Annotated in this window: 11 protein-coding genes; 8 read left to right on the top strand and 3 right to left on the bottom strand. The window is 70.8% G+C overall.

What is annotated here, in order from left to right; translation table 11 throughout:
- Nucleotides 1–9: 9 nt before the first annotated feature.
- Nucleotides 10–2,700, bottom strand: a complete 2,691-nt coding sequence (locus IE246_RS25445) for a nitrate/nitrite transporter (protein WP_229837500.1) — start codon at nt 2,698–2,700, stop codon at nt 10–12.
- 49 nt (nt 2,701–2,749) lie between these two features.
- Here IE246_RS25445 and IE246_RS25440 point away from each other — a divergent pair, with 49 nt between their 5' ends.
- The 5 genes from IE246_RS25440 to IE246_RS25420 all read left to right on the top strand — a co-directional run bounded on the left by IE246_RS25440 (nt 2,750) and on the right by IE246_RS25420 (nt 6,989).
- Nucleotides 2,750–2,989 carry a hypothetical protein gene (locus IE246_RS25440; RefSeq protein WP_189995029.1) on the top strand — a complete coding sequence of 80 codons (240 nt, stop codon included), beginning with the start codon at nt 2,750–2,752 and terminating at the stop codon, nt 2,987–2,989.
- A 15-nt stretch (nt 2,990–3,004) separates the two neighbouring features.
- Nucleotides 3,005–3,703 carry a cyclic nucleotide-binding domain-containing protein gene (locus IE246_RS25435; protein ID WP_189995028.1) on the top strand — a complete coding sequence of 233 codons (699 nt, stop codon included), beginning with the start codon at nt 3,005–3,007 and terminating at the stop codon, nt 3,701–3,703.
- A gap of 31 nt (nt 3,704–3,734) precedes the next feature.
- Complete coding sequence (locus IE246_RS25430; RefSeq protein ID WP_229837499.1) at nt 3,735–4,052, top strand: carboxymuconolactone decarboxylase family protein; 318 nt, start codon at nt 3,735–3,737, stop codon at nt 4,050–4,052.
- A 97-nt stretch (nt 4,053–4,149) separates the two neighbouring features.
- On the top strand, nt 4,150–5,673 hold the full coding sequence (locus IE246_RS25425; protein WP_189995025.1) for an amidase: 1,524 nt from the start codon (nt 4,150–4,152) through the stop codon (nt 5,671–5,673).
- Nucleotides 5,670–6,989: an amidase gene (locus tag IE246_RS25420; RefSeq protein WP_189995023.1), complete on the top strand. Its 1,320-nt coding sequence runs from the start codon at nt 5,670–5,672 to the stop codon at nt 6,987–6,989. The genes IE246_RS25425 and IE246_RS25420 overlap by 4 nt, the downstream gene beginning before the upstream one ends.
- A 403-nt stretch (nt 6,990–7,392) precedes the next feature.
- On the opposite strand, the gene IE246_RS25415 is transcribed toward IE246_RS25420, so the two are convergent.
- A complete protein-coding gene (locus tag IE246_RS25415; RefSeq protein WP_189995021.1) occupies nt 7,393–8,286 on the bottom strand; it encodes a polysaccharide deacetylase family protein in 894 nt (297 codons plus the stop codon).
- 122 nt (nt 8,287–8,408) lie between these two features.
- On the opposite strand from IE246_RS25415, the gene IE246_RS25410 reads away from it, so the two are divergent.
- The 3 genes from IE246_RS25410 to IE246_RS25400 are packed head-to-tail and all read left to right on the top strand — an operon-like array spanning nt 8,409 to nt 11,862.
- Complete coding sequence (locus IE246_RS25410) at nt 8,409–9,119, top strand: isochorismatase family protein (protein ID WP_189995019.1); 711 nt, start codon at nt 8,409–8,411, stop codon at nt 9,117–9,119.
- A gap of 5 nt (nt 9,120–9,124) precedes the next feature.
- Nucleotides 9,125–10,504, top strand: coding sequence for an MmgE/PrpD family protein (locus IE246_RS25405; RefSeq protein ID WP_189995017.1), 1,380 nt, complete (start codon nt 9,125–9,127; stop codon nt 10,502–10,504).
- Entirely contained in the window at nt 10,501–11,862 is a 1,362-nt protein-coding gene (locus tag IE246_RS25400; protein WP_189995016.1) for an FAD-dependent oxidoreductase, read from the top strand. Before IE246_RS25405 ends, IE246_RS25400 begins: the two co-directional genes overlap by 4 nt.
- Before the next feature lie 28 nt (nt 11,863–11,890).
- Here the strand turns inward: IE246_RS25400 and IE246_RS25395 are convergent, their stop codons facing one another.
- Nucleotides 11,891–13,204: a TRAP transporter large permease gene (locus IE246_RS25395; protein ID WP_189995015.1), complete on the bottom strand. Its 1,314-nt coding sequence runs from the start codon at nt 13,202–13,204 to the stop codon at nt 11,891–11,893.
- Between the last annotated feature and the right edge of the window lie 13 nt (nt 13,205–13,217).

The raw sequence follows: 13,217 nt of genomic DNA, 5'->3' as shown, positions 1-13,217 counted from the left end.
CGAGCCTCCTCATTCTGCGGGGGCGGAAGCGGTCGGCGTGCTCGCCGTGCCGCGCTCGATGTCGTGGAGCAGGCCGCCCGGCCGGGTGTAGACGAACCAGGTCAGGGCAGCGCAGGTGACGTAGAACACCAGGAACGCCCACAGAGCCGCCATCGGCGCGCCGGTGAGCGCGATCGAGGAGCCGTACGCCTTCGGGATGAAGAAGGCGCCGTAGGCCGCGATCGCCGAGGTGAAGCCGATGATGGCCGCGGATTCCTTCTCGGCGTGCCGCAGCCGCTCCGCCGCCGCGAGGCCCGGCATCAGACGGCCGATCTCGGACCGCATGATGATCGGGATCATCTGGAAGGTGGAGGCGTTGCCGACGCCGGTCGCGAAGAACAGCACCATGAACATCGCGAAGAAGCCCCAGAACGCCCCCGGCTGGTCCTTGATGCCGAGGAAGTAGAGGACGCCCGCGACCGCCGCGATCATCAGCACGAAGGTCCAGAAGGTGACCCGGCCGCCGCCGAACTTGTCGGAGACCCAGCCGGTGGCCGCCCGGCTCAGCGCGCCGATCAGCGGGCCGAGGAAGACGTACTGCAGGGAGTCGACCTCCGGGAACTGGGTCTTCGCCAGCAGCGGGAAGCCCGCCGAGTAGCCGATGAACGAGCCGAAGGTCCCGGTGTACAGCCAGCACATGATCCAGTTGTGCTTGCGCTGGAAGATCACCGCCTGCTCGCGGAACGAGGCCTTGGCCGAGGCCAGGTCGTTCATGCCGATCCAGGCGAACACGGTCGCCAGGATCAGGAACGGTACCCAGATGAAGCCGGCGTTCTGCAGCCACAGCTGGGTCGTGGCCGATGCCGTCTGCGGCTCGCCGCCCATGGTGCCGAATACGCCGGCGGTGATGACCAGCGGGACGGTGAACTGCATGACGCTGACGCCGGCGTTGCCGAGCCCGGCGTTGAGCGCCAGCGCGTTGCCCTTCTGCGACTTCGGGAAGAAGAAGCTGATGTTGGCCATGGACGAGGCGAAGTTGCCGCCGCCGAGGCCGCACAGCAGGGCCAGCACCAGGAAGATCAGGTACGGGGTGTTCGGGTCCTGCACGGCGTAGCCGATGCCGAAGGCCGGGATCAGCAGCGAGGCGGTCGACAGGGTCGTCCACAGCCGGCCGCCGAAGATCGGCACCATGAAGGAGTAGAAGATCCGCAGGGTGGCGCCGGACAGGCCGGGCAGCGCGGCCAGCCAGAACAGCTGGTCGGTGGTGTACTTGAAGCCGATGGCCGGCAGCTTGGCGACCACCACGCTCCAAACCATCCACACCGAGAACGCCAGCAGCAGGCAAGGGATCGAGATCCAGAGATTGCGCTGGGCGATCCGCCGACCCGTGGTCTCCCAGAACTCGGGCTCCTCGGGCCGCCAGTCGGTCACCAGCGCGCCGGTGCCGCGCCCGTGCTTGGCCGCGTCGTGGATGCCCTCCAGTTCGGGGAACTCGGGCAGTTCGGCCAGTTCCTTGCCGACCGCAGCGCGCTCCATCTGGCGGATCGAGACGTGCATCCAGACCAGGGCGACGGCGACGATCGCGAACAGCAGCATGAAACAGCTGGTCCACACGCCGACCAGGTCGTTCATGACGCCGAAGGCGATCGGGAGCACGAACCCGCCGAGGCCGCCGATCAGGCCGACCAGGCCGCCGACCGAGCCGACGTGGTTCGGGTAGTAGACCGGGATGTGCTTGTAGACCGCCGCCTTGCCCAGCGACATGAAGAAGCCGAGCACGAAGATGGTCACGACGAACGGCACCACGCCCATCCGGGTCGAGAACGCGATGTCGCCGCTGATCCCGTGGATCACGTAGTCGGTGTTCGGGTAGGACAGCATGAACAGCGCGATAAGCGACACGCCCAGCGTCCAGTACATCACCGCCCGGGCGCCGTAGCGGTCGGACAGGTAGCCGCCATAGGCGCGGAACAGGCTGGCCGGGATCGAGTAGGCGGCGGCCAGCATGCCGGCGGTCTTCAGGTCCATGCCGTAGACGCCGATCAGGTAGCGCGGCAGCCACAGCGCCAGCGCGACGAACGCGCCGAACACGAAGAAGTAATAGAGCGAGAACCGCCAGACCTGCTGGTTGCGCAGGGGCTCGAGCTGCAGCAGGGAGCCCGGCGCCTTCTCGCCACGCGCCCGCCGCTTGACCAGCTCGGGGTCGTCCTCGGTGGTGAACCAGAACAGCACGGCGATCGCGACCAGGGCGACGGCCCAGATCTGGGCGACCGCCTCCCAGCCGAACGCCACCAGCACGAACGGAGCGACGAACTTGGTGACCGCCGCCCCGACGTTGCCGGCCCCGAAGATGCCGAGCGCGGTGCCCTGCTTCTCCTTCGGGTACCACTTCGACACATAGGCGATGCCGACCGCGAACGAACCGCCCGCCAGGCCGACGCCGAGCGCCGCCAGCAGCATCATCTGATAGGTTTCGGCGTAGGACAGCAGGAAGGTGGCGATCGCCGCCAGGACCATGGTGGCGACGTAGACGATCCGGCCGCCGTACTGGTCGGTCCAGATGCCGAGGAAGATCCGGCTCAGCGACCCGGTGAGGATCGGTGTGCCGACGAGCAGGCCGAACTCGGTGTCCGACAGCCCGAGGTCCGTCTTTATCTGGACGCCGAGGATCGAGAAGATCGTCCAGACGGCGAAGCAGGCGGTAAACGCCAGCGTGCTCATGCCGAGAATGCGGTTTTGCGTTCCCGGGGTGACTCCGTCGATATGCTGCATGGTCGAACCCCACTTGACTGACGACCTCACCCGTCCGGGTGCTGTCCGTGCAGGCAATCTCGTGGAGCGGCCGCGGCTTGAACTTGATCCAGGTCAACATGTACCGTCGTCGTGGCAAAATAAGAGGTCGCGAGAATTGGTTTGGGGGGCGGGTATGCAGGAGTTTGTTTGGAAAATGAGAAGTTTGATTGATTCAGAGAAAGATTTATTCTTCGTGCTTGATGTTTATCAAGAATGATGCGAGCGTCGCTTCATGCGCTCCGAGGATCTGCCCACCGTCCGCGCACTCGACCTGTTCGCCGCCATGTCGGAGGAGTCGTTCGACATCCTCATGCAGGGCGCGTTCCTGCAGTGGTTCCCGCCGCAGGTCACGCTGATCGAGGAGGGCGGCGGCGCCGACTTCCTGCATGTTGTGGTCGAGGGAGCGGTCGAGATGGTCGCGCGCGGCAACGACCGCGAGACCACGATGGCGATCATGGAACCGGTCTCGACCTTCATCCTGGCGGCGGTCCTGCGCGATGCCGTCTACCTGATGACGGCACGCACCCTGGAGCGCTCGCGCATCCTGATGATTCCGGCCGAGAGCGTCCGCGACGCCATGGATCGAGATCCGGCGTTCATGCGGGCGATCGTCTGGGAACTGTCCGGCGCCTTCCGCGGGGCGGTCAAGGCGCTCAAGTCCCAGAAGCTGCGGACCGGCGTCGAGCGGCTGTCGAACTGGCTGCTGGTCCAGCACGACGAGCAGGGGGCGGCCGGAACGGTTCGCCTGGCCTTCGACAAGCGGACGCTCGCCGCGCTGCTGGGTATGACGCCGGAGAACCTGTCGCGGGCGTTCGGCACCCTGCGCGCCTACGGGGTCGACGTGAACGGGCGGGAGGTCGTGCTGAACCAGTTGGACGACCTGCGGCGGCTGGCCAAGCCGGATCCGCTGATGGACGACGGCCGGGTCTGAACTCGGTCGACGAAACCACATGGAGGGACAAATGACCGACAAGCTGCCGGGCGCTGCCGGCGACGTTGCCGAGGCCTATCCCGATATCTGGGCGGCGTATTCCAAGCTCGGCGAGGCCTGTGCCGATTGCGGGCCGCTCGACGCCGATACCCGGCGCCTGGTCAAGCTCGCGCTGGCGATCGGCGCGGGGTCCGAGGGGGCGGTGCACTCGCACGCCAGGCGGGCGGTCGAGGCCGGGATCGATCCGGCAACGCTCAAGCAGGTCGCGATGCTGGCGATCCCCACGCTCGGTTTTCCGCGCGCCGTGGCCTCGCTCACCTGGATCGAGGACGTGACCGACCCGGATTGACCCGCCGGCTTGGACGGCTTTGACTGCTCCGTCGCGGGCAGCGTGACCGTTGCATCGTTGCGACGCTACGATTGCCCGTCCTGCCGCGGAGTGTCTCGTGACCGAACCCTGTCTCCTGCCGGTCGGCCAGGCCGCCCGTGCGATCGCCGAGCGTCGGCTGACCGCGCGGGCGCTGGTCGAGTCCTGCCTGGCCCGGATCGCCCGGCTGGACCCGATCGTCGGTGCCTGGGTGGCGGTCGACGCCGATCGGTCGCTTGTCGCCGCCGAGCGGGCCGACCGGGAGATCGAGGCCGGCCGCCGCCGCGGCCCGCTGCACGGCATCCCCTACGGCCTGAAGGACATCCTGCGGACCGCGGAGCTGCCGACCCGGGCCGCATCCCGGCTGCCGCTGGCCGACGACGGCGCCGAGGCCGCGGTGCACTGCCGGCTGCGCGACGCCGGGGCGATCCTGATCGGCAAGCTCAACACCTACGAGTTCGGCACCGGCACCGGCGCCGTGTACGACGACCTGCCGGCACCGGTCGCCCGCAACCCCTGGAACCCCGACCACTTCACCGGCGGCTCCAGCACCGGCGCCGGGGCGGCGGTGGCGGCCGGCATGGTGCCGCTGGCGATCGGCACCGACACCGGCGGGTCCGTGCGGCTGCCGGCCATGGCCTGCGGCCTGGTGGGACTGAAGCCGACCTACGACCTGATCCCGCGGACCGGGATGCTGCCGAACTGCCCGTCGCAGGACCATCTCGGCCCGCTGACCCGCACGGTCGCCGACGCCGCGCTCGCGCTGGCCGCGACGACGGGAACCGAGTCGGTGCCGGGTTCGGGTCGCCTCGACGGCCTCCGGGTCGCCGTGGTCCGGTCGTTCCACGACGGCGACCCGGTCGCGGACCCGGCGGTCGCCGAACACTTCGAGAGTGCGGTCGGGATCCTGCGCGGGCTCGGCGCCGAGACAGTCGACCGTCGGGTCGGGCCGAGCCTGCGCGACTTCCGCGCCTGCGGCCGGATCGTCAACGCCGGCGAGAGCTTCGCCATCCATCGCCGGTGGCTGGACGACCCGTCGACGGCGATCGGCACCGCGCTGCGCGACAAGCTCGAGGCGGCGGCCGGGTTGACCGCCTCGGACTACCTGGACGCCCAGCGTTGGCGCCGGGCGCTCGTCGAGGCGCTGGTCGAGGCGATGGCCGGTTGCGACCTGATGCTGTGTGCCGGGACCATGACGCCGGCGCCGCGCCTCGACGACGAGGCCGGCTGCGTGCGGTTCACCGGCGACTCCGCGATGACGCCGTTTAGCCTGTCCGGCCAGCCGGCGCTGGTGCTGCCGACCGGGCTGGACCCGGCCGGGCTGCCGATCGGCGTTCAGCTGGCGGCCCGGCCGTTCGCGGAGGCGGTCCTGCTGTGCGCCGGCGCGGCCCTGGAAGCGGCGATCGGCTTCGCTGGCGTCGTGCCGCCCGATCCGGTACGCCCGGCGTCCGCTTGCGCGCGACCGCCGGCGGCACCGGCCCGTGCCGGCCGGGCCGGGCGGCTGGCACGAAGCATGGCCGAGAGCGTCGCACGGATTCCCCGTCCGCTTGCCGACGAACTAGGATCGGTCCTGTCGTTCAAACCCACGGAGCTCTGGACATGACGGCTGAAACGCTGACTGCGGCGGAAGCGGCTGGTGCGATGGCGGAGCGGCGGCTGTCGTCGGTGGAACTGGTCGCGGCCTGCCTGGACCGGATCGAACGGCGCGACGGCACGGTTCGGGCCTGGCTGAGCGTCGACCGGGAGGGCGCCCTGGCCGCCGCCCGCCAGATGGACGCCGAGCGGGCCGCTGGCCGCGTCCGCGGGCCGCTGCATGGCATGCCGTTCGGGGTGAAGGACGTGATCGACGTCGCCGGCCAGCCGGGCACCCACAACTCGCCGCTGCACCTGTCGCGGGTGCCGGTCGACGACGCCGGCTGCGTGGCGCTGATGCGGGCGGGCGGCGCGATCCCGCTCGGCAAGACCGACACCGCCGAGTTCGCGGCCGCCGGCGGCCGCAACGCCGCGACCCGCAACCCGCACGATCCCGGCCGCACGCCCGGCGGCTCGTCGGCCGGCTCCGGCGCGGCGGTCGCCGACCTGCACGTGCCGCTGGCGTTCGGCACCCAGACCGGCGGCTCGATGATGCGCCCGGCCGCCTACTGCGGCGTCTACGCCCTGAAACCGACCTGGGGCGAGGTCAGCCGCGAGGGCGCCAAGCTGTACGCCGCCAGCCTGGACACCATCGGCTGGTACGGCCGCAGCGTCGCCGACCTGTCGCTGGTGGCCGGCGTGCTCGGGATCGAGACCGCCGCGGCACCGCGGCCGCTGGCCGGGCTGCGGATCGCGGTCTGCCGCACGCCGTATGCCGACAAGGTCTCGGCCGACGGCCACGCCGCGCTCGACCGGGCGGTGCGGGCGCTGGAGGCGGCCGGGGCGACGGTGGTCGCGCGCGAGCTGCCAGCGTCGCTGAACGCCCTGAACGACGCCAAGGAGACGATCATGCGCGGCGAGGGCCGGGCCGCCTTCCTGCCGCACGCCCGGGTCTACGGCGACCGCTTCAGCGACGGCCTGCGGCGGCAGGCGGAAGGCCCCGGCGTGATCACCCGGCCGGCCCTCAAGGCGGCGCTCGACTACGGCGCGCATGCCCGGCTGGTGTTCGAATCCCACTATCGCGACGTCGATGCCGTGCTGTGCCCGGGCGCGACCGGCGAGGCCGACCGGGGGCTCGAGAGCAGCGGCAGCTCGATCCTGAGTTCGCTGTGGACCGTGCTGCACGTGCCGGTGGTCGGGATTCCGGCCGGCGAGGGCTCCGGCGGCCTGCCGCTCGGCGTGCAGCTGGTCGGCTTCCGGTTCGCCGACGGCGCGCTGCTGGCGGCGGCCGAGGCGGTGGCCGCGGTGGTCGACCCGTGGGCCGGCCGGGTCCGGGTGCCGGGATGATGGCGGAGCGGCAGGTGGGTTCCGGCTCGGTCGCGCCGAGGGCGGCGCGTCCGTCCGGAATGACGTCAATAGGAGGGGTGCCTCCTGGACGTTCCCTTCCTCGACGTCATTCCGGGCCGGGCCGCCGAAGGCGGGACGGAGCCGGAACCCACAAAGATACGGTGAAAGATACGGTGACAGTGCACTTATCCTGATCCGTGATCCGGTTCGGACCGACGGGCTCGGGACGCGCGCCTTGATCGAGTCCGGAACACCGGCAGGACCACGCCAGTTCAGTGCACTGTCACCGGAACACTAATTGGAGGGGTGCCTCCAGGACACCCCCTTCCTCGACGTCATTCCGGGCCGGGCCGCCGAAGGCGGGACGGAGCCGGAACCCACGGAGTGACGGGCCCGCTCGTCCTCAGGACCCCGGGATGATCCCGGCCGGCAGCGAGGCGCAGTAGCGGGCGATCTCGCCGGGCGTGGTGATCCACAGCTCGTCGCGCCGGGCCAGGATCTTCTCCATGGCCCGCCGCAGGCCGCGCAGCCGGAACGGCTGGCCGATGATGAACGGGTGCAGCACCACGGTGAACACCAGCGGCCACTTGGCCGACTGCAGCAGCATCTCCTCGAACTGGTCGACGATCATGTCCTCGAAGTCGCGGGCCGCCTGCTGGCGGAACACCAGGGCCGGGGAGTCGTTCAGCTCGATCGAGTAGGGGATCGACAGGATCGGTCCCGAGCGGGTGCGCATCCAGAACGGCTGGTCGTCGGCCGGCCAGTCCATGACGTAGCGGTAGCCGGCCTCCTTCAGCAGGTCGAGGGTGACCGGGGTCTGCGCCAGGTACGGGCCGAGCCAGCCGGCCGGCGGCGTGCCGATGTGGCGGGCGATGCCGTCGGTGCATTCCCTGATCAGCGCAGCCTCGCCGGCCTCGTCCAGCACGTCCTGGCGCTCGGCATTGGTGCGGCCGTGGCCGACCGCCTCGTCGCCGCGCGCCTTGATGCGCTCGCCGATCTCCGGGCACTCGTCGAGCAGCCAGGAGTTCAGGTTGTGCGACGCCGGCACCTGCATCTCGTCCAGCAGGTCGAACAGGTACCACTGGCCGACCCTGTTGCCGTAGTCGCGCCAGGCGTAGTTCCGCGTGGTCTGCGGGGCGGTGAGGCTGGCACTGTCGCTGCCGAGGCCCGACAGGAAGCCGAACACCTCGATGTTGTTGCAGAAGCACACCGCCAGGCGCTTGCCGTCCGGCCAGGAATAATCCGGTCGCTTGCTCAGCGGGACATAGTCGTAGCGGTCGTGTTTCGGGAGGTTCATGGCTCGGCCCATCGGCTGGAATCCGGCGCCGGCGGGCGCCTCCGGCATCTTGACAAGGGGCGAGTCGGCCCGTCAACTGTCGACAATTTTCCGAACCCGGTTCCGCCGACAGGGAGGCCGCCATGCGCCCGTGGAGCAGCGTGATCACCGACGACGAGGAGCGCCGCTACGAGGCCGCCGGCTTCGGCCGGCCCGGCGGCATCGGGTCGCGCCCGGCGCTGCTGATCATCGATGTCCAGTACCGCACCGTCGGCACCGTCCGCCGGCCGTACTGGGAGGCCATCGAGGAGTACCCGACCGCCTGCGGCGAGGACGGCTGGTCGGCGGTCGACCACATCCGGCCGCTGCTGGCCGAGTTCCGGCGGCTCGGCCTGCCGGTGCTGTACCCGCACGTGGCGCCGAAGAACGTCGACACCGATTCCGGCCGGCTGGCCGAGAAGGTGCCGTCGATCATGACCATCGACCAGAAGGGCTACGCCTTCGTCGAGGAGGTGGCGCCGGTGAAGGGCGACGTGCTGCTGCCGAAGAAGCACCCGAGCGCGTTCTTCGGGACCCCGCTGGTCAGCCACCTGATCGACCTCGGCGCCGACACCCTGTTCGTCACCGGCTGCACCACCAGCGGCTGCGTGCGGTCCTCGGTCAGCGACGCCTTCGCCTACAACTTCAAGGTCGTGGTGCCGCAGGAATGCGTCTACGACCGCAGCCCGACCTCGCACGCGGTCAACCTGTTCGACATGAACGCCAAGTACGCCGACGTGATGCCGACTGCCGACGCGATCGAGGCGCTGCGCAAGGCGGTCGGTGGTGCGGCGGTCCGCGCCGCCGGGGCGTGACGGCGATGGGCGCGGCGGCTGATGACCCGAGGCGCATCGCGGCCGGGCTGACGGCCCTGGCCGAGTGGTCGGCCGGGCTGGCCTGGGCGGACATTCCCGATGCCATCCGGCGCCGGGCCGCGGTGGTGCTGGCCGACGACCTCGCGGCGATCGTCGCGGCCCGCGGCGAGCCCGAGCTGATGGCCCTGCACGACGGCATGGCCCGGTCCTCGGGGACCCCGGAAGCGACCGTGTTCAACGCCCGTGGCCAGCGCCTGGACCGCTATTCGGCGGCGACAGCCAACGGCAGCGCCGCCGACTGGTGCGAGCTCGACGAGGGCTACCGCCGGGTGATCTGCCACGCCGGCCTGTACTGCGTGCCGGCGCTGCTGGCCGAGGCCGAGGCGACCGGTGCGTCGGCCGAGGACATGCTGCGGGCGCTGGCGATCGGTTACGAGACCGCCGGCCGGGTGGCGCGCGCCTTCACCTGGTCGACCCTCACCCTGCACCCGCACGGCAGCCTGGCGGCGGTCGGCGCGGCGGCGACGGTGGCGGCGCTACGGCGGCTTCCGCCGGAGACCGTGGCGGCGGCGATCGGCTCGGCCGCCACCATGGTGGTGCCGGGGCCGTTCAACCACACGGTCCAGGGTGCGCTGGTCCGCAACGTCTGGCCGGGCGTCGGCGCCTGGGCGGGCCTGCGGGCGGTCGACTGGGCGGAGATCGGCATCACCGGCCGGCCCGAGAGCCTGCACGACGTGTACGGCGCCGCGTTCGCCGGCGACTGCCACCCGGGCGAGCTGACGGACGAGCTGGGCGGGTCCTGGGCGCTGGCCGACGGCTATCACAAGCTGCACGCCTGCTGCCAGTACGCGCACTCGGCGGTTGAGGCGATGCTGGCGGCGCTGCCGAAGGTCCCGGGCGGGGCCGCCGGCATCCGCGGCATCCACATCGACACCCATTGGCGCGGCCGGAAGCTGGACAACGCCCGGCCGGCAACCACGCTGGCCTCGAAGTTCTCCATGCAGCACATCCTGGCCTCGACCGCGGTGCACGGCCATGCCGGGGCCGAGGCGTTCCACGCCTCGACCCTGGACGACCCGAAGGTCGCGGCCCTGCGCGAGGCGGTCAGCATCGGCGCGTTCGAGCCGGAGCCGGCCTGGCCGAACGACCGGCCGGCCCGGGTCGTCGTCGAGACCGCCGACGGCAGCCGGGTCACCGAGGAATGCCTGAGCGCCCGCGGCGGCCCGGACCGGCCGTTCGCGCCCGAGGAGATCCGCGCCAAGATCGTCGGCATCGTCGAGGCGCCGTATCCGCGGATGGCGCCGGCGCTGATGCGGTTGCTGGACCTCGATCCGGCGATGTTGGCGGCACCCTGGGACCGCAGCGTCCGGGAGATGACGGCGTGAGCGCAGACACCACCACCGACCTGCTGGTGATCGGTGCCGGGGCCTGCGGGCTGGCGGCGGCGATCGCGGCCCACGACGCCGGCATCGAGGTGGCGATCGTCGAGAAGCTCGACCGCCCCGGCGGCAACTCCGCACTCAGCACCGGCTCGATACCGGGGGCCGGCAGCCGCTACCAGCGCGAGGCCGGCATCGAGGATTCGCCCGACCGCATGGTCGCCGACCTGCTGGCGGTCAGCGGCCATCACGACGCCGACCCGCTGACCCGGCTGATGGCCGAGCAGTCGGCGCCGCTGGTCGAGTGGCTGATCGACGGGCTCGGCGCCCGCATGCGGCTGATCACCGAGTACAGGCACGTCGGCCACTCGGTGCCGCGCCTCCACGCGCCGAGCTCGCGCCGCGGCCAGGACCTGGTCGACGACCTGCTGAAGTTCGTCGCCAACCGCGGCATTCCGCTGGCGGTCGGCAACCCGGTCGACGACCTGATCGTCGAGGACGGGGCCGTCATGGGGGCGGTGATCGGCGGCGAGCCGGTCCGGGCCGCCAAGGTGCTGCTGGCGACCAACGGCTTCGCCGGCAGCCGCGAGATGGTCCGGCGCTGGTGCCCGGAGATCGCCGGTGCCGAGTATTTCGGGGCGCTCGGCAGCACCGGTGAGGCGGTACGCTGGGGCGAGCGGGTCGGGGCCGCGCTCGGCAACATGGCGGCCTACCAGGGTTACGCCGCGGTCGCCTACCCGCAGGGCAGCCTGCTGTCGTGGACCACCATCGAGAAGGGCGGGATCCTGGTGGGTGCCGACGGCAGGCGGTTCGGCAACGAGGATGCCGGCTACTCCGGCTACGCGCCGGTGGTGATGGGACAGGGCGAGTTTGCCTGGGCGGTCTACGACCGGCGGATCCACGACGTCGCCATGGGTGAGGAGGAGTACGCCGAGATGGCCGGGATGGGCGGCGTGCGCTGGGGCGCTACGCCGGCGATCGCGGCGCAGGCGGCCGGGATCGACCAGGAAGGCCTGACCGCTACCGTCGCCGCCTACAACGCCGCGGCGAGCGGCGAGGCCGCGGACGCGTTCGGCCGCACGCACTTCAACCTCGCCCCGCTGCAGCCGCCGTTCGGCATCGTAAAGGTCAAGCCGGGACTGTTCCACACCCAGGGCGGGCTGCTGGTCGACGACCATGCCCGCGTGCTGCGGCCCGGCGGCAGCGTGGTGTCCAACCTGTTCGCCGGTGGCGGTGCCGCGGCCGGCATCAGCGGCCGCAGCGGCGCCGGCGGCTACGCGTCCGGCAACGGCCTGCTGACCGCGCTCGGCCTCGGCCGGATCGCCGGGCTCAGGGCGGCGGCGGAGGTCCGGGCGGGTCGGTAGAAGGTCGCCCGGCCGCGAACGGCCCGGCTCAGTAAGCCATCAGTTTCGGCAGGAACAGCGAGATCGCCGGGAAGGCGATCAGCAGGCCGAGGGTGACCAGGTCCATCAGCACGAACGGGGTGACCCCGGCGAACGCCTCCTCGAGGGTCAGCGGGATCGGCGACGAGCTTCGGACCACGTAGACGTTCAGCCCGACCGGCGGCGTCAGCAGCGAGATCTCCGCCAGCTTGACCGAGATCACGCCGAGCCAGATCGGGTCGAAGCCGGCCTTCACCAGGATCGGGAACATCACCGGCAGGGTCATCACCATGATCGCGATCGGCTCCACGAACATGCCGAGGATCAGGTACAGGACGGCGAACGCCAGCAGGTAGACATAGGGCGACAGCTGCATGGCCAGCAGCCCGTCCGAGATCGTGTGGATCAGCCCGGTGTAGGTCAGGAACCGGGCGAACAGCATGCCGCCGATCACGATGATGAAGATCACCGTGGTGGTGGTGCCGGCGTCCTTGAAGGTGTCGACCATGCCGCCGACCGACAGGCGGCGCTTGCCGAGCACGATCAGGAAGGCGCCGAACGCGCCGATGGCGCCGGCATAGGTCGGGATGAACCAGCCGAAATAGATGCCGCCGATCACCAGGACGAACAGGAAGCCGATGCCCCAGACGTGGCTCAGCGACTCCCAGCGCTCCTTCCAGGGGATCACGATGTCGGGCTTCGGGCAGAAATCCGGGCGCCACTTGGCGATCGCCACGATCCCGATCACGAACACCGCCGCCGACAGCAGGCCGGGCAGCAGGCCGGCCATCAGCAGCTGGGCGATCGACTGCTCGGTGATGATCGCGTAGACGACCATCAGGATGCTCGGCGGGATCAGCGACGCCAGGGTGCCGGCGGCGGCGATGCAGCCGGCGCTGAGCCGCTTGTCGTAGCCGAACCGGACCATCTCCGGCATCGCCATGCGCGTGAAGATCGCGGCGTTGACGATGGTCGAGCCGCAGGCCGCGCCGAACGCCGCCGACGCCATGGTGGTGGCGATCGCCAGCCCGCCCGGCAGCCGGCCGAGCCAGTTGTAGGCGGCCCGGTACAGATCGGTGGTGAGCGAGGCCTGGGTCGCCAGCGAGCCCATCAGGATGAACAGCGGGATGACCGCCAGGTCGAACGAGTTGGTGGTGCTGAACGGGATCGTCGCCAGCTGTGCCCAGGCGGCGTCCGGCCCGATCGCGAGATAGATCCCGAGGATGCCGCCGAGGCCGAGCGAGATCCCGATGTGGACCCCGAGCGCCAGCAGGGTGAAGAGCACGCCCGCGACGATGAAGCCTGTGGTGACTGGGTCGAGCACCGCCGTGCCTCTC

The sequence above is a fragment of the Thalassobaculum fulvum genome (assembly GCF_014652915.1).
Classification (GTDB): Bacteria; Pseudomonadota; Alphaproteobacteria; order Thalassobaculales; family Thalassobaculaceae; genus Thalassobaculum_A; species Thalassobaculum_A fulvum.
Note: the sequence above shows the minus strand (reverse complement) of the source record. Positions and strands in the feature narration are given on the sequence as shown.

What these genes read in the sequence shown, in the direction of transcription:
- IE246_RS25445 (WP_229837500.1), bottom strand. Translation starts at nt 2,700, where the DNA reads ATGAGCACGCTGGCGTTTACCGCCTGCTTCGCCGTCTGGACGATCTTC.
- IE246_RS25440 (WP_189995029.1), top strand. Translation starts at nt 2,750, where the DNA reads ATGGTCGAACCCCACTTGACTGACGACCTCACCCGTCCGGGTGCTGTC.
- IE246_RS25435 (WP_189995028.1), top strand. Translation starts at nt 3,005, where the DNA reads ATGCGCTCCGAGGATCTGCCCACCGTCCGCGCACTCGACCTGTTCGCC.
- IE246_RS25430 (WP_229837499.1), top strand. Translation starts at nt 3,735, where the DNA reads ATGACCGACAAGCTGCCGGGCGCTGCCGGCGACGTTGCCGAGGCCTAT.
- IE246_RS25420 (WP_189995023.1), top strand. Translation starts at nt 5,670, where the DNA reads ATGACGGCTGAAACGCTGACTGCGGCGGAAGCGGCTGGTGCGATGGCG.
- IE246_RS25415 (WP_189995021.1), bottom strand. Translation starts at nt 8,286, where the DNA reads ATGAACCTCCCGAAACACGACCGCTACGACTATGTCCCGCTGAGCAAG.
- IE246_RS25410 (WP_189995019.1), top strand. Translation starts at nt 8,409, where the DNA reads ATGCGCCCGTGGAGCAGCGTGATCACCGACGACGAGGAGCGCCGCTAC.
- IE246_RS25405 (WP_189995017.1), top strand. Translation starts at nt 9,125, where the DNA reads ATGGGCGCGGCGGCTGATGACCCGAGGCGCATCGCGGCCGGGCTGACG.